The organism is Paenarthrobacter nicotinovorans (assembly GCF_007670255.1).
GTDB lineage: Bacteria > Actinomycetota > Actinomycetes > Actinomycetales > Micrococcaceae > Arthrobacter > Arthrobacter nicotinovorans_B.
This window is the reverse complement of sequence record NZ_SZVS01000007.1, coordinates 52,020-74,049: the sequence shown is the minus strand read 5'-3', so window position 1 is coordinate 74,049 and position 22,030 is coordinate 52,020. Positions and strand designations below refer to the sequence as shown.

Below are 22,030 nucleotides of genomic sequence, written 5' to 3'. Positions count from 1 at the left end.
GGATCCAAGCGTCATTGCCGTTCTCCTTTGCTACTACAAGGAGCCAGCATGCGTCGAAGCTGCCAGCCGGTCGATAGTGACCTCGGCTGAGAGTGCAGTTTTTGGGCCATTCGGGATGGCACCACGTCATGAGGCTCCAAAGGCTATCTGCTTAACCCACCTAAAATGTAGTTCACCAGTGGCGCGGGTCACAAGTCACGGAATGGCCAAGGGCCTGCGGAGCGAAGGGCATCAAGGCTCGAAATGGGCGACCGGCGACTCCTTGGCCACGTTCTTAACAAGCCCCTCGGCAACGTCGCGCAGCTTCTGGTTCCGGCTGCTGGAAGCCTTCTTGAGGATCTGGAACGCCTCGTCCTGGGTGCAGCGGTTTTGCCCCATGATAATGCCGCAGGCCAGGTCGATAACGGTCCGCGATTGCATCGCGTCCTTGAGGTCGTCGGCGTGCTGCTGCTTCACACCGATCCGGACAGCGAGGCGCAACGAGCGCTCCGCCTGGCTGGCGTACAGCTCGCAGTCCTTGATGATGGCATCACTGAAGGCGCCGGCCTGCGGAGCGAAAAAGTTCAGGGCGGCCGTAGCTCCTTCATCCAGCTCCAAGGGAACGCAGAGGGCGGAAAGATGGCCACGGTCCGCGATGACCTTGCAGTAGTCCGGCCAACGCAACTCGGTGGACGTATCGGGCACATGCACGGTGGAGTGCGTCCGCATCGCCTCGAGGCAGGGACCATCGCCGAATGTCTGCTGGACTTCGTCGATCAGCCTGGCTTCATGGGTACTGCCCGCCACTGTGGCCGTACGCCTCCGCCGGCTCAGGGTAATGCCGCAATGCACGTTCAGGCCTACGGCTGCCGATACTGCCGCGGCTGAAAACACAGCGAGATCTCCGAGGAATCCACCGACATCCTCGCTGTCAATAACCAGGTCCTGAAGCCGTTCAGGTACCGAAACATCGTCGGGCGCCGAGGCCGGTTCAGGCAGCGCCAATTCAACGTTCATTTCGTCCATGCCTTAGTTTACGATCGGGGGGAAGCTCCCCGTCACCCCTTCAGGGAATGACATCAGAATCCTTGCATATGCGGTGCACCTATGTGCACAATCTACCTACAGTCCCGCATTCCCAGGACAGGCTTTACGGCTCATGCAGACGGGCTACCCGCATTTTTGATGCCGAGGTACAGACCCATGCCGGCCCAGCCAGCGTCCAGAGTTCCGGACGAAGCCCACCAACCGCCTGACGAGCCCCTTTGGTGCGCCCGGTGCAATACGGACAAGCATCTTTTGGTGAATTCGATCCAATCCCACTATCCACCGGCGCCCAACATGGTGGACGTGGCATATGAGTGTCACGCCTGCCGGTACTCCTACCAGCAGATTGCCTCGGTCCAACGGGTAGCTGCAGTACTCAACCGGCCCGGCATCACCCAAGGCGTACTTCAGTTCGGCGGTCAGTATCTTCACTGCGGCGAACCCATGAAGACCAGCAGTTGCGAACTTCGGAGGATACAAACCCCTTTGGTGTTGAAGCCCGGGGGCCAGCTGCGGATGTACGAGGTCCTCATCAACACGCGAATCCTTGGATGCCATTGCGGCTTCCGGATGGAAATTCCCGACTGACCGCAACGGTGCGGCCATGGAGAGCAGCAGTAGTTCTGGAGCTACCGAAAGGGACAGCATGCACGCGGAATCACATAAGAGGGAATCATCCAGCAAGGCGCGGAGCCTTGGCCGGCATGGACAGTCCGGCAGGCACAAGCTGCCCGATCCTCCGGATCCGGACAACCTGCCCATCGACTACAGGAGCTCCGGATGGGACTCCAGCCGGTACCCGTCCAGCGCCCCGGAAAGTCTCAGGCCGGCCCACTTGCCCCGGAAAAAGAGTGCTTGATGGAGAGCGGTTTTCCGGACCCGGGCCAACCCACCCCGCCTCGCGGACCCGGGCCGACTCCCGAGCCGGTTCCTTTGCCTGAACCAGGCCCGCCGCCCGTCCCGGAACCCACCCCGGACCCGGCTGTCCCGCCGCCCGCAAGGCCGGGCGGCCCAGGACCGGGGAACCCGCCGTCCACCTAGGACGGTTCGCACCCCAAGGACCGGATCCCGGCAGAATTCCCCCAGTCAGGATCCGATACGAGGGCATGTCGCGCTACAGGGAGCGCGACATGCCCTTTTTCATGCCCTGATACCGTTGCGCACCGCAGCAGCAATCTGTGTTTATGTTGGTTTTTATTGACTTACCAACACAAACAAAGATAGAGTCAATCAATTCCACATCGTTGTGACAGCAATCACGCAAGTGGCTGCATCGAAAATCCGGCTTTACCGCAATGGAGGGTAAGTGTTCGCTGAAGAACGCCAACAACTGATCTCCGCACTCGTCGCAGAGCGCGGACGGGTGAGCGTCACCGACCTCGCCGATCGTTTCAGCATCACCACTGAGACCATCCGCCGCGATCTCGCAGCCCTTGAAGTCTCCGGAAACCTCCGGAGGGTCCACGGCGGCGCCGTGCCCTCCGACCGCCTCAGCACCCGTGAGGAAAGCATCCTCGAGCGAGCGGTACAGCGCCAGGCCGAAAAGCTCCGCATCGCAAGCGCCGCCCTCGCCCTGATTCCCGAACCCACCACGGGCAGCATCCTCCTTGACGCCGGCTCCACGACGGAGACCCTCGCCGAACTGCTGGCCCAGCGGACCCCTTCGGCCAACAGCACGGAAGAGCTGGTGGTGATCACCCACGCCATCCCCATTGCCGGCAAGCTCTCCTCAACTCAGGGCGTCGCGCTCCAGATCCTCGGGGGTCGTGTCCGCGGACTGACCCAGGCCGCCGTCGGGCAGTCCACAGTGGAAGCCGCCTACAGGCTCCGGCCGGACATCGCGTTCGTAGGCACCAACGGGATCCACCCCGTCTTCGGGCTGAGCACGCCCGACCCCGAGGAAGCCGCCGTTAAGGCGGCCTTCGTCAAGTCAGCCCGCCGCGTTGTGGCCCTGGCCGACTCGTCCAAGCTGGATGCCGAAACCCTGGTCCAGTTCGCCACCTTGAAGGATGTTGACACCTTGATTACTGACCAGCAGCCCTCGGCTGAACTCTCGGCGGCTTTGGCCGACGCCGGCGTAGACGTGGTGGTCGCATGATCGTCACCCTCACGGCCAACCCCAGCCTGGACCGCACCGTCGAACTCCCCGGCGCACTGGCCCGCGGCGAGGTGCAACGCGCCGTCGCCGTCCACCAGGAATCCGGTGGAAAGGGCGTCAACGTGTCGCGGGCACTCGTGGCCTCCGGCCTCGAAACGCTGGCAGTCCTGCCGGGCGCGGATGCTGATCCCGTCCTCGCCGGACTGCACGACGGCGGCGTGCCGTTTGCGGCCCTGCCCATCGGTCAGGCGCTGCGCAGCAATGTCACGCTCACCGAACCGGATGGCGTCACCACCAAGATCAACGAACCCGGCCCGGAGCTGAGCGGTGAACAGCAGGAGGCCCTGATCGGGCTGTTGCTGGAGCGCTCCCGTGGTGCCAGCTGGGTTGTTCTCGCAGGCTCACTCCCACCAGGAGTACCTGCGGACTTCTACGCCACAATCGCACGCCGGCTCCGGTCGGCCGCGGATGGAACGGCCGCTCCCGGCATCGCCATCGACTCCTCCGGAGCCCCGCTGGCGGCGGCCCTGGAGGGCGATGCCCTGGGAAAGCCGGACCTCCTCAAGCCGAACGCGGAAGAGCTCGCAGAGCTTGCCGCCGCTGCCGGTTTCACGAACGTCTCCACAGCTGAGCAACTGGAAGCAGACCCGGCCAAAGCCGCCGAAGCTGCTGCCGCCGTCGTCGCCAGCGGTGTGGGTGCCGTTCTCGCAACTCTGGGGTCAAAGGGCGCAGTCCTGGTGACCGCAGACGGAGCGTGGCTTGCCACGCATCCGCCAATCAAAGCGGTCAGCACTGTAGGCGCCGGGGATTCCTCCCTGGCCGGCTACCTGCTGGCCGCAACCCAGGGCGGTTCCGCACAGGACTGCCTTCGTCAAGCCGTGGCACATGGTGCCGCTGCCGCTTCGCTGCCGGGCTCCACTGTCCCGGCAGTCCACCAGACAACCCCCGACGCCGTAACCATCACGGCCCTCCAGAAGGACTAACAGTGACCCAGCTGATCACACCCCAATTGGTCACCCTCGACCAGAACCTGGGCGACTCCCCTGCCGACGTCATCCGCGTCCTGGCCGGCAAAGTTGCCGCCGCTGGCCGTGCCACCGAGGTCGAAGGCCTGTTCGCCGACGCCTTCGCCCGCGAGCAGAAGACCGCTACCGGCGTCCCCGGTGGCATCGCCATCCCGCACTGCCGCTCCGCCGCTGTAGCTGAGCCCGCCCTGGCCATGGCCCGCTTGTCGCACAAGGTGGATTTCGGCGCCAAGGACGGTCCGGCGGACCTCATCTTCTTCATCGCAGCCCCGGACGGCGCGGACCAGGAGCACCTGAAGCTGCTCTCCAAGCTGGCCCGTTCCCTCATCAAAAAGGACTTCACGGCAGCGCTGCGCGCAGCATCATCCGAACAGGAGATCGTGGAGCTGGTAGATGGCGCCTTGGCGGACAAGCCCGCTGCGCACGCGGCACCTGCCCCTGAAGCGGCTCCCGCAGCGAGCACGACGGCGGCTGCCGCACCCAAGCGCATCGTGGCAGTGACCGCTTGCCCCACCGGTATTGCGCACACCTATATGGCAGCTGATTCCCTGGTTGCCGCAGCACAGGAAATGGGCGTTGACCTGCAGGTCGAAACGCAGGGCTCCTCCGGCGCCAAGCCTCTGGACCCGGCCGTGATTGCGGCAGCGGACGCGGTGATTTTCGCCGTCGACGTCGACGTCCGCGGCAAGGAGCGCTTCGCCGGCAAGCCGGTGATCAACGCGCCGGTCAAGCGTGGCATCGACGAGCCCGCCAAGATGGTCCAGGAGGCCCTTGCCGCCGCCGAGGACCCGCATGCGCGCCGCGTCCCACACTTCGGTGCCGAAGAGCAGGCAGAGCGTGCCGAAGAGGAAAAGGGTGAGCACATCGGCCAGAAGCTCAAGCGCGCCCTCCTCACCGGTGTCAGCTACATGATTCCGTTCGTGGCCGGTGGTGGTCTCCTGATCGCCCTGGGCTTCCTGATGGGCGGCTACCTGATCACCAGCTTTGCGGACAAGATCGTTGTCGAGAACAGCATCTTCAACCTGCCCACCGAGTTCCCGGACAACGCTTGGGGCCCGCTGGGCGCCTACCTCGGCGCTGTCCTGTTCAAGATCGGCGCCCTCTCCCTCGGGTTCCTCGTTCCGGCGCTGGCCGGCTACATCGCGTACGCCATCGCGGACCGTCCCGGTATCGCGCCCGGCTTCGTGGCCGGTGCGGTGTCAGGGTTCATGGGCGCAGGCTTCCTGGGCGGTATTGTCGGCGGTCTCCTGGCAGGCTACGTCGCCTACCAGATCGGCAAGCTCGATGTCCCACGCTGGCTTCGCGGCCTGATGCCCGTGGTGATCATTCCGCTGCTGGCGTCCCTGGTTGCCTCCGGTTTGATGTTCCTGATCCTGGGCGCCCCCATCGTGGCACTCACCAACGCCCTCAATGCCGGCCTCTCCAGTCTCACCGGCGCGGGAGCAATCGTCCTCGGCATCATCCTGGGTCTCATGATGTGCTTCGACCTCGGCGGTCCGGTCAACAAGGTCGCTTACGCCTTTGCTGTTGCCGGCCTTGGCGCCGCGAGCGTCTCCAACCAGGCTCCGTGGCAGATCATGGCAGCCGTCATGGCAGCAGGCATGGTTCCGCCGCTGGCCATGGCACTCGCCACCGTGCTGGACAAGAAGCTGTTCTCCCTTGCCGAGCGCGAAAACGGCAAGGCGGCCTGGCTCCTGGGTGCCTCGTTCATCTCCGAAGGCGCCATTCCGTTCGCCGCAGCCGACCCCCTGCGCGTCATCCCTGCCAGCATGGTGGGCGGCGCCGTAACGGGTGCACTGTCCATGGCCTTCGGAGTTACGTCCAAGGCACCCCACGGCGGCCTGTTTGTCTTCTTCGCGATCGACAACTTCCTGCTGTTCTTCCTCTCCATCGCCGTTGGCGTAGTCATCACCGCACTGCTGGTCATCGCCCTCAAGCGCTGGGCCGTGAAGAAGCCGGTTGAAGCGGAAGCCACCCCGGCAACCGTCAGCGTCTAGACTTCCCACGAAGCCACCCACCACCACAAAGGAGCACCAATGCCCGAACGTACAGCCACCATCGCAAGCCGCGTCGGCCTCCACGCCCGTCCGGCAGCCATCTTCGCCGAAGCAGCGGGAGACCTGGATATCGACGTCACCATCGCCCGCCAGGGAGAGCCGGCCGACGACGCCATGGACGCGGCCAGCATCCTGTCCCTCATGAGCCTGGGTGCTTCCCACGGTGACGTGGTGGTGCTTCGCGCCGAAGGCGACGGTGCGGACGAAGCACTGGACAGCCTGGTGAAGATCCTGGAAACGGACCACGACGCCGAGTAGGGACACCCAAACCCTCAGCGATACGAAAAGAGCCTGGCGGCACCGGAGATGGGTGCCGCCAGGCTCTTTGCATGTCCGAAGTACTTTTGCGTGTCCTTGTTGAAGTGCTAGGGACCCGCGAGCTCGTCGAGATGGCGCGAGAGCACCCGAAGCATCGGACCCGCCTCCGGGAGTTCACCGCTCCACAATCCATGCATCGCGATTCCATCCAGGAGCGCACGCAAGCGCTGGGCCTCATAGTCGGGGTCGCGCCCCTGGTTGAATTGTCCCGCTTCGGCCAGGAGCTGGACGGCAACGTGGCACACGCGGTCCACTCCGTCGCTGAGCCTGACCGCGGCAGGACGCAGTCCACTATCCGTTAGTGACAGGACACCAAGCTGGACCTGCGCCACGAGTTCCAGCCGCCGTTCCTTGTCGAGAGGAAGCAATTGCAGGAGCAAGCCATCGACCAGCGCCCGGCCAGTGAGCTCAAGGGCGGCGATTCGGGCGGTGACCCGGTCCTCAATGAGTTGCAGGCAGAACTCCCGCAGGGCGTGTTGCGTGGCAAACGCACGCCGTAGCGAAGCCGCTGCGATGCCCGCTTCCGCTGCCACCCCGCGCACGGAAAGCCCCGAAAGACCCTCACGTTCCAGGACGCGTAAAGAAGCTTCCGCGATTGCTGCGCTGCGTGCCTCTGCGTCGATTCTCCGGGGCATGGATCAGTGCTGTCCAGTAGCAGCGGGCAGGGCGCGGGGGGCCTTTTTCGGCCAGATCGTATAGCTCACGGCCCACAGGAAGTCGATGGCAAAGATGATGCCCAGGATGCGGAAGAACTCCGAGAGGGCTGCGGTTCGTTCGGGGTCGTTGACCAGCAGGATGATCGCACCCAGGGTCCCGGCGGCAATCGCCACCGCAAGTGCTGTAAGAAGCACGTCCCGCCAGCACTTGACCGTGTAGCCGCTTCCTGTGAGCCGCTCCGGCACTGGTCCGCCTGCAAACCGTTGCTGGAAATACGCATCGGCCCAGGCCACCATACGTTTGCCGTAGGCGATGGAGACGCCGATATAGATCGCGGCAAGTCCGTGATGCCAGGACGCCGTTCCACCGCCGAGAAGATCGACGGCGACCAACGCAAGCAGGACCGCATCGATGACCGGAGCAAGGATCAGGAGGGCTCCGCCCAGGCGGGGACGCCGCAGCAGATAGCGGGTAGCGAGCCCGGCGACGATGGCCACCCAGAACGCAACCTCACACAGCACAATCGCCAGCAGAATCATTTAAGGCCCCCCAAACACCATGTCCATGAATTTTATTAGTACGAGTGTACTCATAAAATCACAGGGCGGCTTCTTGTCTTGCTTAGGTGGAGGTTTCGCCATTCAAGAATGCTGCGACCGATGCCTCGGTGGGCTTCACGTCCTTCAGTTCTTCCGAAAGGTACGCCTCGATGATCCGGGGATCCACGTACGAAGAGCGGGCCACTGACGGAGTGTTGCCCAGAAGCTCCGACGCTTCCTTGATGGCCCTGGTGATGGCCTGGCGGGGAGTTCCCTTGTGGCCGGATTTGATGAGGCACAGCGCGGCGGCGGCAGTGCCTTTCCACGTCCGGAAATCCTTGGAAGAGTATGCCTCTCCGGCAATGCCCCGGAGGTATTCATTGATCATGGACCCGTCGACGTTAACCCAGGTTCCGTTGTCCTGGTAGGCAAGCAGCCGCTCCTTCCCTGGGCGCTCCGCCAATGGTTCGAGAAAGGCCGCGAGAGCGGGATCGTGGATGGACGTGTCCCACAGATGTCCGCTTTTGCCAGGGAACTTCAGGAAGACGTCCGGCCCTACCACCCTGGCATGCCGGCATCGAAGCGTCGTCAGACCATAAGAGCCGTTTTGCTTCATGTAGACCTCGGATCCAACGCGGAGCGCTCCCAGGTCCATGAGCCGGACCGCTGCTGCCAACGTCTGCTGCTTCGGGTCGGTCTCATCCTGAAGGTGGACCGTCACGTTGCGGCGGACTGTTGGCAGGACCAAGCCCAGGGTGGCAGCCCGGATGAACTTCTCTGCGTCCTTCCGTTCCCGCCAGCGGGGGTGGTAGATGTACTGGCCGCGCCCGGCACCATCAACGCCGGTGGCCAGGATGTGCCCGTGCTCGTAGGGGCTAATCCATACGTCGGTCCACGCAGGCGGGATCGCCAGCGCGTTGATGCGCTGGCGATCCTCTTTGCTGACCAAACTCCCGTCGGGATGGCGGTAGCTGAACCCCGTTCCAACCTTTCGGCGGACGATGCCGGGCTTGGAAAGGTCACTTCTCTTCAGCCGTGGCACGGTCTGGGCCTTGTCTTTGCTGGGCCGTAGGGCTTCTTGCTCAGGCCTCGTCCGGGTCCGTCACGGCAGCGCCGGCGTTCATGATCTCGGCATTGATCATCCAGACCAGCTGCTCAAGGCGGGCGATAAACGCGTGCAGCAGGTCCGCCGTCGTCGGATCTTCCTCGTCAACCTCGTCGTGAACGTCGCGCATGGTCTGAACGGCGCGCTCCACACGATCGGTGACCAGCTTGACGGCATTCTTGGTGGTCACCAGACCGGCCGGGAATTCCTCAAGGCGGGTTCCCTTGGCGATGGTGGCACTGCGTCCGTCGGGGAGGGCGTGGAGGGCACGCATGCGTTCGGCGGTGTCATCGGCGAACTGCCGCGTTGCCAGAACGAGCTCGTCCAGCTGAAGGTGGAGATCGCGGAAGTTCGGTCCCACGATGTTCCAGTGTGCCTGCTTCCCTTGGAGCTGCAGCTCGATGAGGTCGGTCAGGACGATTTGAAGGTTGTCTGCAAGCTGCTGTGACGCTTTCATGTGTTCCTCTCATGGACGTTCATGTGAGCCAAAAACGTGCCGCAAAACCTCTGCGGCAACTGCCCAATCATCTGGTGACGACTGCGATAAGCCTTTCATAAGGGTGCTTAGTAGTACAATGAGAAGTGTTACTGTTCACGACCGGCGAACTTCATCCACCGATGAAGCCGTTGGCTGGTAACAGTAAAGGCACTTCGAGGCTGCGGAAAGGCCTCCTGGTACCGGCATAACCACATCGAAGTAAACCGGAATGCATAATCGGGAATCCCGGATTCATCAAAGATTCCCCGGAAAGGAATGTGCTGACCATGAATACGCTTCTGATCATTGCTGGTGTAGTGGCAATTGTTCTTCTTCTTGTGGGCGGATTCTCGCAGGCCCTGAGCTGGTTGCTGTGGGTAGGCGTTGTCCTCCTCGTTATCGCGGCCATTGGCTGGCTGCTGAGCTTCATGTCGAACCGTCGGGGTCATACGGTTTAGAGCGCATCCGAGGACTTCCAACAGGTCAACGAGGGCTGTTCCCCGCGTTCATCAGCCGGACGCGGAGACGGCCCTCTGGCGCACCTAGCCTTCGCCGGACTCCTGCCCTGTCGCCGCGGCAGGTGGAGCGGCATCCGGATCCTTGGGTGTGGGAAAGTCGTCGCCTGGCACGTCGGGAACGCCTTGCGCGGGACGCTCGGGGGTTTCGGCTCCGCTGCCACTGCCTGGGAGCTCCTGCTCGGGTGTCGGCGTACCGTAGCCGCCGGGCTCGCTGTCCGGGTCGACCCGGTGCTCGTCATGACTCATTTGTCCTCCTTGGAATCCGCTTGAGGCCCCGAAAAGTTCGAGGAATGCTGACAGTCCGACCGTAGTCCGGCACACCCCCGGCGTCCACCAATTGCTGCGGAGGCACAAGAATGGCAGAGCAGGAACAAGTTCCAAGGATCGGCAGGAATGAATCCACGGAAGAACGCATGGACCGCAACTGGATGGAACTCATCCAGGAATTGCGGGTCCTCCAAACCGGCGTCCAGATTCTGGGCGGATTCCTGCTGACGCTTCCCTTCCAATCGCGCTTCGGAGAACTGGACGATTGGCAACGGGGCCTGTACCTCTTCAACGTCATGGTGGCAGCCCTTACCACCGTGCTCATCGTCATCCCCGTCAGCGTGCACCGAAGGCTCTTCCGCCGCGGACTTAAGGCAACCCTCGTTTCCAGCGCTGACGCAGTCACCAAGTGGGCGCTGGGAGGTGTCGCGGTGTTGATAGTTGGCTCCGCGACCCTTGTCTTCGACTTCACGGCCGGGAGGACTGCCGGCATCGTGGCCGGCGGCTTCATAGTCCTGATGCTGCTGCTGCTGGTGGTTGGAATGCCCCTGTGGCTTTACCACCGCGGCATGAACGGCAACGGAAACGCCAAGGAGGAGTGAACATGCCAGGATCTGTCCAAAGCCGCGAAGCCTCCAAGGGGAACCACGGCCAGCTGGGCCGACGCGGCCCCGTACGCCAGTGGGTAAAGAACCACGGCCTGTTATTGGCAAACCTCGGCCTGTTCGCCGTCTTCTTCGGCGGCATGATTCTCTCAGGAGCCGCGAACTACAGCGAGGAACAACAAACCCACGGTGGAGCCCCTGTCGGCATCTTTGAATACCTGGGCACCGGCCACTTCGTGGAGGCTGTCTTCGAGAACTGGGAGTCCGAGTTCCTCCAGATGGCCATGTACGTGGTCCTCACTGTCTTCCTTTTCCAGAAGGGTTCCTCGGAGTCCAAGCCCATGGGCAAGAAGGCTCCCCAGGACGAGGACCCCCGTGATGCCAAGCCAACGGCCAAAACGCCGTGGCCGGTCAGGCGGGGCGGCTGGGTCCTGAAGGTCTACGAACACTCACTTTCAGGGCTGCTGGCGCTCTTGTTCCTGGCCTCCTTCACCCTTCACGCCCTCGGGGGTACGGCGGCCTACAACGAGGAACAACTCAGCCACGGCCTGTCGCAGGTCTCCACGTGGGAGTACATGGCCTCAAGCCAGTTCTGGTTCGAGTCCTTCCAGAACTGGCAGAGCGAATTCCTGGCCGTCGGAGTGCTTGTGGGGGCATCCGTCTACTTGCGGGAGCGGGGATCACCTGAGTCCAAACCCGTGGCCGAGCCGCATTATGAAACGGGCTCCTAGAAGCCACAGCTTTAAAGCCGGGGTTCCGGCCTGAGCTTTTTGAGCCAGATCTCGGTCTGGGCAATGTGGGCGGCCGTCGCCGTAGCCGCCATGGTCGGATCCCGCCGCGCGATCGCAGCCACGATTGCGCTGTGGCCGGCGGTGCTGTCCTCGCGCACGGCCGCACCGTCCTCGCCGTCGAAAATATGGAAGTGCCCGCCGCGCGAGCGGAAAAGCCTGACCAGTGCGTTGAGCGTCGAATTCCCGCTCGCCCGGCAGATTTCCTCGTGGAACTGAGAGTCGAGTTCGGAGTACTCACTGGGGCTGTCGGTGGCCTCCATCCCCTCCACGAGCGCCGTCAATTTTGCGAGGACTTCCGGCGTGGCGTTGGCGGCTGCAGCAGCAGCGGCATGGGATTCCATGAGCCTGCGGATTTCGAAGAGTTCCAGCAACCCGTCCAGTGGCAGCAGATCCACCAGCAGGGCGAAATTCTGGAGGATCACCGTCGGCTCCAAGGACGAGATATAGGTTCCGGAACCGTGCCTGGACTCCATGACGCCTAGCGCCGACATCGCCCGCACAGCTTCCCTCAAGGAACTCCTTGAGACACCCAGCTGGGCTGACAGCTCAGCCTCGGGAGGACACTTCTGGCCTGCAGCGAGTTCCCCCGAAGCGATTTTGTTCCTCAGGCCCTGCATTGCCGTTTCAACAGCACCCATGCGTCCCCTCCTTCACATCCCGGTATCACGCTACCGCACCGGACCGCCCGGGCATCGGTGTGGACACATTGTCATGCCTCCTCATCAAGACATCGTATGTCTTATCCATGGAAGGCCAGTATTGCCGCGAAATCGCCACGAAGTAGCTTAAGTCATCTTATGACTATTTTGGATTGTCCGTTGTCTACGCCCCAGCTGTGATGTAACTTACAGAGCGTTGTCCCATTCCTCCTGACGAAGGACGCCGTGATCCCAGCACCCCTCACAGTCCCCCGCCCGATGTTGACCCCCGAGGGCCAACCCGCCATGGCCGACTGGAGCCTCACACCGTCCAAAGTCCACCTCAACCACGGCTCCTATGGCTCCGTTCCCCGCGCCGCCCAGGCGGAGCAGCTCAAACTCAAGGAACTCATGGACCTGAACCCCTGCCCGTGGTTCATGAACCAGTTCGAGCTGGTGGCCACGGCGCGAAGGAAGGTCGCAGCTTTCCTCAGTGTCGATCCGCAGCACCTTGCCCTGGTACACAACGCCAGCGCCGGGGTGAGCACGGTGTACAACTCGCTGGACTTCGCTCCCGGTGCGGAGATCGTGACCACCAACCATGCCTATGGCGCGGTGCTGCAGGGCGCAGAACGGATAGCCCGCAGATGTGGCGGCCACGTCCGGATTGCGGAAATCCCCCTCGAAGCGGACGCAGAGACTGCTTGTGACTTGGTGATGGCCGAGGTGACTCCCCGCACAGCACTGATCGTGGTGGACCAGATCACCTCGGCTACTGCCCGGGCCTTCCCTGTCGAAGACATTGCCCGCGCGGCTTCCGTCCTCGGGGTGCCCGTGTTGGTGGACGCAGCCCACGCTCCGGGCGTGCTGGAGTTTCCGGTTCCCGATTTTGAGGGTTTCTGGGTAGGCAATCTCCACAAGTTTGCCTGCGCGCCCCGCGGAACGGCAGCCCTGGTGGCACGGGGACCGCAGGCAGAGTCGCTGCAACCGTTGATCGATTCCTGGGGCTTTCCCTACACCTTTCCGGAAAACTTCGACCACGTCGGGACCCAGGATGTGACCTCCTGGATGGCAGCCGGAACAGCCTTCGACACCATCGAAGAGCGATACGGCTGGGGCACCTTCCGGAACTACGCCAAGGAGCTCTGCGACTACGGCCAGTCACTGATCGGCGAGGCGTTCACCAACGCCACAGGTCGGAATGCGGCGGTCGACGTCGGCATGCCGGTAGGGCCGCTGCGCCTCATCCGCCTGCCGGACGGACTCGCCACTACCCACGAGGATTCCCACACCGTGCGCGGCTACATTTCCGAGCATCTGGACATCGAAACAGCCATCACCACTTTCAACGGACAGGGCTACCTGCGGCTTTCCGCCCACCTGTACAACTCCCCCAAGGACTACGAAATATTCGCGGAGAAGGCGGTTCCGGAACTTGTCCGGCTCGCCCGATCCCTCTAGACCCCACCCGCACCCGCTCAGCCGGTGCAAACACTCAACCAATCAACGGAGGACCCACGTGAAATCCAGAATTATGGCGTCTGCGGCAGCAGGCCTGGCGGCAGTTCTTGCACTTGCCGGGTGTGGAGGCGGCCAGCAGCAGGCGGCCGATGGCAAAGTCACCTTGAAGATGGTGGAAAGTCTCACCAACCCCGCCCGAACGGAGACCTTGAAGAAGCTCATCTCGGGCTTCGAGCAGGCCAACCCGGACATCAAGGTGGAGCTGATTTCACCGCCCACCGACCAGGCGGACCAGAAAATCCAGCAGATGCTCCAGTCCGGCAAGGGCGTGGATGTGGTGGAGGCACGCGACATCACAGTTGGTTCCTTCGGCGCGAACAACTGGCTCTACGACATGACCAAGGACCTTGATGGCTGGGACGGATGGAACAACCTGACCGAAAACGCGGTCAAGTATTCCAAGCAGAACGGCAAGACCTACTACATCCCCTACGGTTTCTACGGCCTTTCCCTCTTCTACCGTTCGGACCTGGTCAAGCAGGCCGGCTTCGACGGTCCTCCGGGCAGCTGGGAGGAGATGGCGAAGCAGGCCGAGGCCCTCAACAAGCCGTCCGAGAACAAGTTCGGCTACGCGTTCCGTGGAGGCACCAACGCCAACTCCAACGCCGTAGCGATCATCGAGGCCTACGTGGCTGACGAGATCGACCGCGAGAACGCCTTCAAGCTGAGCAACGGCAAGACCATCTTCTCCTCCCCCAAGGCCCAGCAGGCCATGGATCTCTACATTGACCTGTTCAAGAAGGGCTCGCCGCCCTCATCCGTGGCGTGGGGTTACCCCGAGATGGTCCAGGGCTTCAGCAACGGCTCCACGGCTTTCCTGCTGCAGGACCCGGAAGTGATTGCCACGGTCAAAGAGTCGCAGGCCATCAAGCAGGATCAGTGGAACGTCGCCCCGCTCCTGGTGGGTCCGGGCGGCAAGGCCATCCAGCCCGTCGCTTCGGCTGGCTGGGGTATCGCGGAATCTTCAAAGGCCAAGCCCCAGGCCGTCAAGCTCATCAAGTACTTGGCGCAGGGTGACGCTGCCACCACGTTCAGCAAGGACAACAGCTTGGTCCCCACCCTGAAGTCCGCGGCCCAGGACCCCTTCTACAGCACCGGCCCTTGGGCTGCCTACGTCAAGATGACGGAGAACCCGGACACGTACGTCTCCGCGATCCAGCCGCGCAGCGTTTCCTGGTGGACGGAGTGGATCAAGAAGTCCGACGGTGAACTTCAGCGGGTCCTCACGGGCCAGATGTCCACGACCGAGCTGCTGTCCAGCTGGGACAGCTACTGGACTGAAAAGATGAAGGGGTAACCTCCGGTGACTCTCGACGTCAAGCAGGCCGCACCGCCCCCATCGGGGCGGAAAGCCGCGCGGCCGGAGCCGGGCAGGGGCAGCTCGTCCAAAAGACGGTTCAATGGCCGGACAGCGTTGACGCTGTTGGCCTTCCTGGCACCGGCAGCGGTGTTCGTGGGGATCTTCACGTACTACCCCATGATCGCCGGCAGCCAGATGGCGTTCCGTAACTGGAACCTGAATGATCTTTCCGATACCTCATGGATTGGGTTCGGGAACTTCCAGAGCCTGTTCGATGCTCCCGAGTTCGGCACGATCGTACGCAATACCTTGGTGTGGGTTGTCGGATCGCTGGTCCCGCAGGTAGTCATCGGGTTCGCCGTGGCGCTGTTCCTGAAGCGGCGGTTCCGGATGCGCGGGGCGTACCAGGCCATGATCTTCTTCCCCTGGGCGGTGTCCGGCTTCCTCATCGGCATGCTGTTCCGGTGGATGTTCAACGCGGAATTCGGCGTGGTGAACGACCTCCTCATGAAGGCGGGAGTCATCAGCTCGCCCATTCCGTGGTTGTCGGATCCCGGCTTCGCCATGACCGCGATCATCATCGCCAACATCTGGTACGGGGTGACGTTTTTCGCCATCATGATCCTCGCCGCCCTGCAATCGGTGTCGGACGAGATGTACGAGGCCGCCGCTTTGGATGGTGCGGGCAAGGTTCGGACGTTCTTCAGCATCACGCTGCCGAGCATCTCCACCACGCTGGCGTTGACCATCCTGTTGCGGGTGATTTGGATCTTCAACTTCCCGGACATCATCTTCGCGATGACAGGCGGAGGTCCGGCAGACCAAACGCACATCATCACCACGTACATGATCAAAATTACGCAGGAAGGCGACTACGGCAAGGCGTCCGCCCTGGGATTGATCGTCATGGTCACCCTCATGCTTTTTGCAGCCTTCTACCTCATGGCCGTCCGCTTCCGAAAGGCAGACCGATGATCAACACTCCGACGCTCATGGGCCGCATTTCGAAGGTGGTTTTCCTTGGCCTTTGCCTGATCGTCACTGTCTTTCCGCTGTACTGGATCGTGGTGACGTCCCTCAAGGAGCCGGGTGCCATCTACTCGCTGCCCTTGGATTACTGGCCGCGGCAGTTGTCGTTGGATAACTACGTCGGGCTTTTCACCAAGTCCGATTTCGGCCAGTACATGCTCAACAGCCTGGTGGTGGCGCTGGTTGCCGCGTCGGTGGCGACGCTCATCTCACTGCTGTCCGCCTACGTCCTGGCACGGTTCCAGTTCTCCGGTCGAGGGGCCGTGCTGGGTGCTTTCCTCATCACGCAGATGATCCCGGGGTTCATCGCCTTGGGGCCGCTGTACCTGATGATGACCGACTTCGGCTTGGTGGATTCCAAGACAGGACTGATCCTGATCTACATCGCAATCTGCATCCCGTTCTGCACCATCATGCTGCGCGGTTTCTTCGAGAACGTCCCTGATGCCTTGGAAGAGGCCGCCATGATCGACGGTTGCTCCAGGCTGGGTGCGCTCTTCAGGGTGATCGTGCCGGTGATGTTGCCCGGTATCGCGGCGAGTTTTGTGTTCAACTTCGTGAACTGCTGGAACGAGCTGTTCCTGTCGGTGACCCTGATGAACAGCGACAGCAACAAGACCATCCCGACGGCGTTGGCCGGCTTTATCTCCAGCTTCAACATTGACTGGGGTTCGATGTCCGCTGCCGCGGTTTTGACTGTGGTACCCACGCTGGTGATCTTCGCGTTTGCCAGCAAGTTCATCGTCCAGGGACTGACCGCGGGTTCAGTAAAGGGCTGACGCGAGCGCCGACCGTCGGGCGTCCCTCAAGGCGCCCGACGGCGGTTCACGCCTTTTTCTTGGCCCGCGCCTTTGGCTTGCTGTCGGCTTTGCTGGCGGCAGCGTCGTCGTCGGACGCTTTTTCCTTGCCGCGCTTCTTGTCCAGGCTTCGCTTCAGTGCCTCCATGAGGTCGATGACGTCGCCGCCCTCGCCTTCGCCCTCGACGTTGCCGAAGGTGGCCTCGGTATCGAGCGCCTCGCCCTTTTCCAGCTTGGCTTCGATAAGTGTCCTCAACTGGGCCTGGTAGTCGTCCGTGTATTCATCGGGGTCGAAATCATGGGCCATGGATTCGACCAGGGCGGACGACATTTCCAGTTCCTTGTCCGAGATCTTGATGTCCGTTTCCAGGGACGGGAACTTGGCCTCGCGGACTTCATCACCCCACAGGAGGGCCTGCAGCAGCAACACGTCACCGCGCACGCGCAGCGCACCCAGCCGGGTTTTTTGCCGCAGCGCGTATTGGACGATCGCGATCCTGTCCGTGTCCTCCAGCGTCTGCCGCAGCAGCATGTAGGCCTTGGGCGATTTGGAATCCGGTTCCAGGAAGTAGCTGCGCTCGTACATGATGGGGTCCAGCTGCTCGGCGGGAATGAACTCCACCACCTCGATTTCGCGGCTGTTTTCCTCAGGCAGGGACTTCAACTCGGCGGCTGTGAGGACCACCGTGCGGCCTTCTTCCTCGTAGGCCTTGTCAATATCCTCGTAAGCAACAACTTCGCCGCAAATTTCGCATTTTCGCTGGTACCTGATGCGCCCGCCGTCCTTATTGTGGACTTGGTGCAGGCCAATGTCGTGATCCTCCGTGGCACTGTAGAGCTTCACTGGTACGTTGACCAGACCGAACGCGATAGATCCCTTCCATATAGCCCTCATACACCCAGTCAACAGCACAACCCAGCGGAGGAGAAGAGGTGGCAGGCAAGCAGCAGGAGCGCGTGAACGTGGAAGGCCACGAACTCACGCTCACCAATCTGGGCAAAATCATCTACCCGGAGACCGGCACCACCAAGGCTGAGGTGCTTGAGTACTACGCCACTGTGGCCCCTTTCCTCATCCCGGCTGCGGCCAACAGACCCGTGACGCGCAAGCGCTGGGTCAACGGCGTGGGGACTGTCGAGCACCCGGGGCAGGTGTTCTTCCAGAAGAACCTGGAGGACTCCGCGCCCAGGTGGATTCCGCGGGCTGCCATCCAGCATTCGGACCACACCAATGTCTATCCCATGGTGAACAACCTGGCTACCCTCACGTGGATGGCACAGATCGCTTCCCTGGAGATCCACGTACCGCAGTGGCAGGTGGACGCGTCCGGGACGCCGTTGAGGCCGGACCGCTTTGTGTTGGACCTCGATCCCGGTCCCGGCGCAGGCCTCCCCGAGTGCGTGGAAGTTGCCATGCTGGCCCGTTCCATCCTGCAGGACATGGGGATGGAGCCCGTCCCTGTTACCAGCGGGAGCAAAGGTATCCATCTGTACACGGGGCTGGACGGCACCCTGAAGTCCGAGCAAGTCTCCGCTTTCGCCCACGAGCTCGCGCGGGCGCTGGAAACGGACCACCCCGATCTCGTGGTCAGCGACATGAAGAAGTCCCTGCGTAAGGGCAAAGTGCTGGTGGACTGGAGCCAGAACAGCGGCAATAAAACCACCATCGTGCCCTACTCCCTCCGCGGCAAGGCCCACCCAACGGTCGCGGCACCCCGGACATGGGAGGAACTCGAGGACCCTGACCTGGACCACCTTGACTACACGGAAGTGATGGAGCGGGTCAGCACGGGCGAGGACCACTTCGCCCCCATATCGGAACGGCACCTGCCGCCCCACACCGAGGACGGGAACGACGACGGCGGTACTCCCGGCCCGTCGGCCGGCGCCCGCGAGCGCGTGGTGACGGTCGAGAACCGTCTCGCCAAGTACGTCGGGATGCGCGATCCGGAGAAAACCCCGGAGCCGTTCCCGTCGTCGTCGGCCGCTTCCACAGCGGTGTCCAGCGGAACGTCAGCCGGGCAGCCCAAACCCGGCGACCCGGCACCGCCCGGTGGCATCTTCGTGATCCAGGAGCATCATGCACGCCGGTACCACCTGGACCTGCGGCTGGAACACAACGGGGTCCTGGCATCCTGGGCGCTGCCGCGTGGAGTCCCGGAGACGCCGGACCGGAACAACCTGGCCGTCCACACGGAGGACCACCCCATGGAGTACGCCACCTTTGCGGGGGTGATTCCCAAGGGCGAGTACGGGGCAGGAACCATGACCATTTGGGACCGCGGGGAGTTCACGTGCGAGAAGTGGCGCGATGACAAGGAGGTCATCGCGACGCTCACAGGTGAGCCTGGAGGTGGCCTCGGGGGCACCAAACGACTGGCGCTGATCAATACAGGGGACCGTTGGCTGATTCACCTGATGAAGGAGCAACCGGGCGGCAAGCGGAGCGCCAAAGCCACGCCTGCTGCCAAGCCTGCCACCAAGCCTGCCGCCAAGCCTGCCGCCAAGCCGCGTGAACCGGAGCCGCAACCCATGCGCGATTACGCCCCCATGCTCGCTACCTCCGGAACAACTGCCGATCTCCGCGGCGGCAACTGGTTGTACGAACTCAAGTGGGATGGAATCCGGGCCATCATCACCGGAACCGAGGGACGGATCCGGCTGATGAGCCGCAACGGGAACGACCTCACGGCCACCTACCCCGAGCTCACCGACCGCGCCTGCTGGCCCGAAGGTGATTTTGTGGCCGACGGCGAAATCGTCGCCTTGGGCAAGGGATCCAGGCCGGACTTCGGCCGTCTTCAGCTGCGCATGAACCTGGTCAAGGCCGCCGACATAGAGCGGGCGCGGGCCTCGGTTCCGGTACAGCTGATGCTCTTTGATCTGTTGTACGACGCCGGCACGGACGTGAGCGGGCTGCCTTTGCTTGAGCGGCGCAAGCGGCTGGATGCGTTCGCGGAGCGCTTGCCCGGTGGATGCCCGCTCCATGTGTCAGCGGTGCTGGACCACGACGTCGAGGACCTCATGACCAGCGCTGCCGATCTGGGCTTGGAGGGGGTCATGGCCAAGAAGGCCGACAGCCGTTACACCGTGGGTCGTCGCAGCGGGTCGTGGATCAAGCTCAAGCTGGAGCAAAGCCAGGAAGTGGTGGTGGGCGGTTGGCGCCCGGGAGCCGGGGCCCGGAGCGGGACTTTCGGGGCGTTGCTCCTGGGCATTCCCGACGGCGATGCCTTGCACTATGTAGGCAGGGTAGGCACGGGGTTTAAGGACTGGCAGCTGCGGGAGATCATGGACCGGCTGGAACCGCTGGCGGTGGACCCTTCACCTTTTAAGGACATTCCGAGGGAGGATGCCGCGGGTGCGCGCTGGGTCCGACCCGAGCTGGTGGCCGAGGTGACTTTCGGTAACTGGACTGGTCCTGGCAGGCTGCGTCATCCGGTGTGGCGGGGTTGGCGCCCGGACAAGTCCCCTTCCGACGTCAGCCAGCCCAACCAGGGGACAGATAACGCTCCTACGAGGCCTCAGTAGTGCGTTAACTGTCCCCCAGTTGGGCTGGCGGGGTGATCGGTTGGGTTGCGCGTGACGGGTTAGGACGAGTGCGGCATCTGCGGTCGGCTGGTCCGGTGGATCGCCGTTACCGCCGCGCCTTGGCCCATGCGGCCGTGGGCTTGATCGCGGTCCTTCGGGTGCCGGCGTTTGCCGTTGCCGTCCGGCCATTGATTGCCTTGGTCCGTTCCCAAAGCCAGGGGCATGCCTGTTGTCTCGGGCATCGGTGCCATGTCCATGGACTCCACCAAGTGGCTTGCAACCTCAGGATCGATGCCCTCAGCGTTGTGATTCGCAGTCATGGTTCTTCCTTTCCAGTGCGCCTGTTTTCCTATGGGCCTGTCCGCCGGAGTTACCAGCGGACCTTCTTCTCGGTCTTTGCCATCTTGCCGCTGGCAGCGGTGGGCTTGTGCCCCTTGCCGGTGCTTTGCCAGCCGGCCGGAGCGCCGCCGCCCGACTTCCTGGCGAGCATTGCCCGCTGGGCGTCAGTGAGCTTGGACTTGATGCCGCCGGAGGCGGGCTGCTTGTTGTCGTCTGAAGGGTTGGCAGTCATATGGACTCCTAAAAGTGTGTGAGTCCTGAAGAGACACGTATCCCGTGGCGTTTGGTTCAAGAAAGGGCGTCGACAACGGGAACGGCGTGGAGGCAAGCCTCAACAGGCGTGGATTTTTGTCATCTGAAACGCAGCTGCATGCTCAAATCAAAGAGCACGGCCGGTCTACTCAAAAATCAGTGTTCCCATGCGTCATACCCTAACCATCATCCTGCACATTTGTGAACCCCTCCGTTAGCATGGCTCTCGTGAGCCGGAGCAGGTTGATCGTCGCCGCCCTTCGCGATGCCGGCTGCGTTTTCGCCGAGGACGAGGCCCGGCTCCTGATCGACGCCGCCACCCATCCGGACGAACTGGACCGCATGGTAGCCCTGAGGGTGGGCGGTCTGCCGCTGGAACACATCCTCGGGTGGGTGGACTTCTGCGGGACCCGCATGGCCGTTGCCCCGGGCGTCTTCGTGCCGCGGCGTCGCACGGAGTTCTTGGTGCGACAGGCGGCGTTAACCGCCAAAACGGGTGCCGTCGTCGTCGACCTCTGCTGCGGCTCCGGCGCCATGGGTGCCGCACTTTACGATCTTCTGGGCGGGTGCGAACTCCACGCGGCCGACATCGACCCCGCCGCGGTTGCGTGCGCGCAACGGAACCTGGGGCCTCGTGGGGGCACTGCGTACCTGGGCGATCTCTTCGAGCCGCTCCCCCGCCGGCTGCTCGGACGGGTTGATGTGCTCCTGGTCAATGCACCGTACGTCCCCACGGATTCCATCAGCCTGATGCCGCCGGAAGCGCGGCTGCACGAGCCGGTGGGAGCGCTCGACGGCGGCACTGACGGCTTGGGTGTCCAGGGTCGCGTCGCGCTGGGGGCACCTCCGTGGTTGACGCCGGGCGGGCTGCTTCTGATGGAAACTTCCCGGCAACAGGCCACGGCGACGGCGGGGCTCCTGGCACGGGCCGGGCTGACTGTGGACGTGGTGACGGACCCGGATCTCGATGCCACACTGGTGGTAGGCGGTCACTGAGGGCCGTACTGGATTCGTCACTTTCAGGGCCGGGATTGGGCCCGTTACGTGGGCATAGCTAAACAATTTGGTAACAACGTGCTTCGCGGGGCAAAAACTGCCCGACATCCGCGTCCTTGCAGGGCAAAAGCCGGTAATGAGATGCA

24 protein-coding genes are annotated in these 22,030 nt (G+C 62.9%); 14 read left to right on the top strand and 10 right to left on the bottom strand.

Going from position 1 to position 22,030, the window contains the following annotated elements; translation table 11 throughout:
- Positions 1–231: 231 nt before the first annotated feature.
- The gene (locus FDP28_RS12280) at positions 232–1,005 is read right to left on the bottom strand and encodes a GAF and ANTAR domain-containing protein (RefSeq protein ID WP_144661724.1); all 774 of its coding nucleotides are present in this window, start codon (positions 1,003–1,005) and stop codon (positions 232–234) included.
- A gap of 276 nt (positions 1,006–1,281) precedes the next feature.
- On the opposite strand from FDP28_RS12280, the gene FDP28_RS12275 reads away from it, so the two are divergent.
- The 5 genes from FDP28_RS12275 (at position 1,282) to FDP28_RS12255 (ending at position 6,464) form a co-directional block, all read left to right on the top strand.
- Complete coding sequence (locus FDP28_RS12275) at positions 1,282–1,614, top strand: hypothetical protein (RefSeq protein ID WP_260842453.1); 333 nt, start codon at positions 1,282–1,284, stop codon at positions 1,612–1,614.
- 718 nt (positions 1,615–2,332) lie between these two features.
- Positions 2,333–3,124: a DeoR/GlpR family DNA-binding transcription regulator gene (locus FDP28_RS12270; protein ID WP_144661722.1), complete on the top strand. Its 792-nt coding sequence runs from the start codon at positions 2,333–2,335 to the stop codon at positions 3,122–3,124.
- On the top strand, positions 3,121–4,107 hold the full coding sequence (locus FDP28_RS12265) for a 1-phosphofructokinase family hexose kinase (protein WP_144661721.1): 987 nt from the start codon (positions 3,121–3,123) through the stop codon (positions 4,105–4,107). The genes FDP28_RS12270 and FDP28_RS12265 overlap by 4 nt, the downstream gene beginning before the upstream one ends.
- A 2-nt stretch (positions 4,108–4,109) precedes the next feature.
- The gene (locus tag FDP28_RS12260; protein WP_144661720.1) at positions 4,110–6,146 is read left to right on the top strand and encodes a PTS fructose transporter subunit IIABC; all 2,037 of its coding nucleotides are present in this window, start codon (positions 4,110–4,112) and stop codon (positions 6,144–6,146) included.
- Positions 6,147–6,185: 39 nt separating this feature from the next.
- A complete protein-coding gene (locus tag FDP28_RS12255; protein ID WP_144661719.1) occupies positions 6,186–6,464 on the top strand; it encodes an HPr family phosphocarrier protein in 279 nt (92 codons plus the stop codon).
- Positions 6,465–6,571: 107 nt separating this feature from the next.
- Here FDP28_RS12255 and FDP28_RS12250 read toward each other — a convergent pair whose 3' ends face one another.
- From FDP28_RS12250 to FDP28_RS12235, 4 genes are all read right to left on the bottom strand, one after another.
- Positions 6,572–7,159, bottom strand: a complete 588-nt coding sequence (locus FDP28_RS12250) for a TetR/AcrR family transcriptional regulator (protein WP_144661718.1) — start codon at positions 7,157–7,159, stop codon at positions 6,572–6,574.
- 3 nt (positions 7,160–7,162) lie between these two features.
- Positions 7,163–7,720, bottom strand: coding sequence for a hypothetical protein (locus FDP28_RS12245; protein WP_144661717.1), 558 nt, complete (start codon positions 7,718–7,720; stop codon positions 7,163–7,165).
- An 82-nt stretch (positions 7,721–7,802) separates the two neighbouring features.
- Entirely contained in the window at positions 7,803–8,762 is a 960-nt protein-coding gene (locus FDP28_RS12240; protein ID WP_144661716.1) for a DNA topoisomerase IB, read from the bottom strand.
- A gap of 40 nt (positions 8,763–8,802) precedes the next feature.
- The gene (locus tag FDP28_RS12235) at positions 8,803–9,282 is read right to left on the bottom strand and encodes a Dps family protein (protein WP_144661715.1); all 480 of its coding nucleotides are present in this window, start codon (positions 9,280–9,282) and stop codon (positions 8,803–8,805) included.
- A gap of 308 nt (positions 9,283–9,590) precedes the next feature.
- On the opposite strand from FDP28_RS12235, the gene FDP28_RS20560 reads away from it, so the two are divergent.
- The gene (locus FDP28_RS20560; RefSeq protein ID WP_186313616.1) at positions 9,591–9,761 is read left to right on the top strand and encodes a hypothetical protein; all 171 of its coding nucleotides are present in this window, start codon (positions 9,591–9,593) and stop codon (positions 9,759–9,761) included.
- Positions 9,762–9,845: 84 nt separating this feature from the next.
- On the opposite strand, the gene FDP28_RS12230 is transcribed toward FDP28_RS20560, so the two are convergent.
- Positions 9,846–10,067: a hypothetical protein gene (locus FDP28_RS12230; protein ID WP_144661714.1), complete on the bottom strand. Its 222-nt coding sequence runs from the start codon at positions 10,065–10,067 to the stop codon at positions 9,846–9,848.
- 110 nt (positions 10,068–10,177) lie between these two features.
- Here FDP28_RS12230 and FDP28_RS12225 point away from each other — a divergent pair, with 110 nt between their 5' ends.
- Positions 10,178–10,690, top strand: coding sequence for a DUF6328 family protein (locus tag FDP28_RS12225; protein ID WP_144661713.1), 513 nt, complete (start codon positions 10,178–10,180; stop codon positions 10,688–10,690).
- Positions 10,691–10,692: 2 nt separating this feature from the next.
- The gene (locus FDP28_RS12220; protein ID WP_260842452.1) at positions 10,693–11,424 is read left to right on the top strand and encodes a DUF6766 family protein; all 732 of its coding nucleotides are present in this window, start codon (positions 10,693–10,695) and stop codon (positions 11,422–11,424) included.
- Between the two features lie 11 nt (positions 11,425–11,435).
- Here FDP28_RS12220 and FDP28_RS12215 read toward each other — a convergent pair whose 3' ends face one another.
- Positions 11,436–12,122 carry a FadR/GntR family transcriptional regulator gene (locus FDP28_RS12215; protein ID WP_144661712.1) on the bottom strand — a complete coding sequence of 229 codons (687 nt, stop codon included), beginning with the start codon at positions 12,120–12,122 and terminating at the stop codon, positions 11,436–11,438.
- A 246-nt stretch (positions 12,123–12,368) separates the two neighbouring features.
- Here FDP28_RS12215 and FDP28_RS12210 point away from each other — a divergent pair, with 246 nt between their 5' ends.
- From FDP28_RS12210 to FDP28_RS12195, 4 genes are read left to right on the top strand one after another with little or no spacing between them, the layout of a single operon-like run.
- Positions 12,369–13,583 (top strand): aminotransferase class V-fold PLP-dependent enzyme, encoded by a 1,215-nt coding sequence (locus FDP28_RS12210; protein WP_260842451.1) that lies wholly within the window; start codon positions 12,369–12,371, stop codon positions 13,581–13,583.
- A 58-nt stretch (positions 13,584–13,641) separates the two neighbouring features.
- Entirely contained in the window at positions 13,642–14,940 is a 1,299-nt protein-coding gene (locus FDP28_RS12205) for an ABC transporter substrate-binding protein (protein WP_260842450.1), read from the top strand.
- Between the two features lie 6 nt (positions 14,941–14,946).
- A complete protein-coding gene (locus FDP28_RS12200) occupies positions 14,947–15,918 on the top strand; it encodes a carbohydrate ABC transporter permease (RefSeq protein WP_144661711.1) in 972 nt (323 codons plus the stop codon).
- Entirely contained in the window at positions 15,915–16,751 is an 837-nt protein-coding gene (locus FDP28_RS12195) for a carbohydrate ABC transporter permease (protein ID WP_144661710.1), read from the top strand. Before FDP28_RS12200 ends, FDP28_RS12195 begins: the two co-directional genes overlap by 4 nt.
- Before the next feature lie 46 nt (positions 16,752–16,797).
- Here FDP28_RS12195 and ku read toward each other — a convergent pair whose 3' ends face one another.
- Positions 16,798–17,664, bottom strand: a complete 867-nt coding sequence (gene ku / locus FDP28_RS12190) for a non-homologous end joining protein Ku (RefSeq protein WP_144661709.1) — start codon at positions 17,662–17,664, stop codon at positions 16,798–16,800.
- Positions 17,665–17,702: 38 nt separating this feature from the next.
- Between ku and FDP28_RS12185 the strand changes: the two genes are divergently transcribed.
- The gene (locus FDP28_RS12185) at positions 17,703–20,297 is read left to right on the top strand and encodes an ATP-dependent DNA ligase (RefSeq protein WP_144661708.1); all 2,595 of its coding nucleotides are present in this window, start codon (positions 17,703–17,705) and stop codon (positions 20,295–20,297) included.
- 59 nt (positions 20,298–20,356) lie between these two features.
- On the opposite strand, the gene FDP28_RS12180 is transcribed toward FDP28_RS12185, so the two are convergent.
- Together FDP28_RS12180 and FDP28_RS12175 are read right to left on the bottom strand one after the other, a co-directional pair.
- Positions 20,357–20,617, bottom strand: coding sequence for a hypothetical protein (locus tag FDP28_RS12180; protein WP_144661707.1), 261 nt, complete (start codon positions 20,615–20,617; stop codon positions 20,357–20,359).
- Positions 20,618–20,667: 50 nt separating this feature from the next.
- Positions 20,668–20,868 (bottom strand): hypothetical protein, encoded by a 201-nt coding sequence (locus FDP28_RS12175; protein ID WP_144661706.1) that lies wholly within the window; start codon positions 20,866–20,868, stop codon positions 20,668–20,670.
- A 239-nt stretch (positions 20,869–21,107) separates the two neighbouring features.
- On the opposite strand from FDP28_RS12175, the gene FDP28_RS12170 reads away from it, so the two are divergent.
- Complete coding sequence (locus tag FDP28_RS12170) at positions 21,108–21,884, top strand: putative protein N(5)-glutamine methyltransferase (protein ID WP_144661705.1); 777 nt, start codon at positions 21,108–21,110, stop codon at positions 21,882–21,884.
- Positions 21,885–22,030 lie beyond the last annotated feature (146 nt).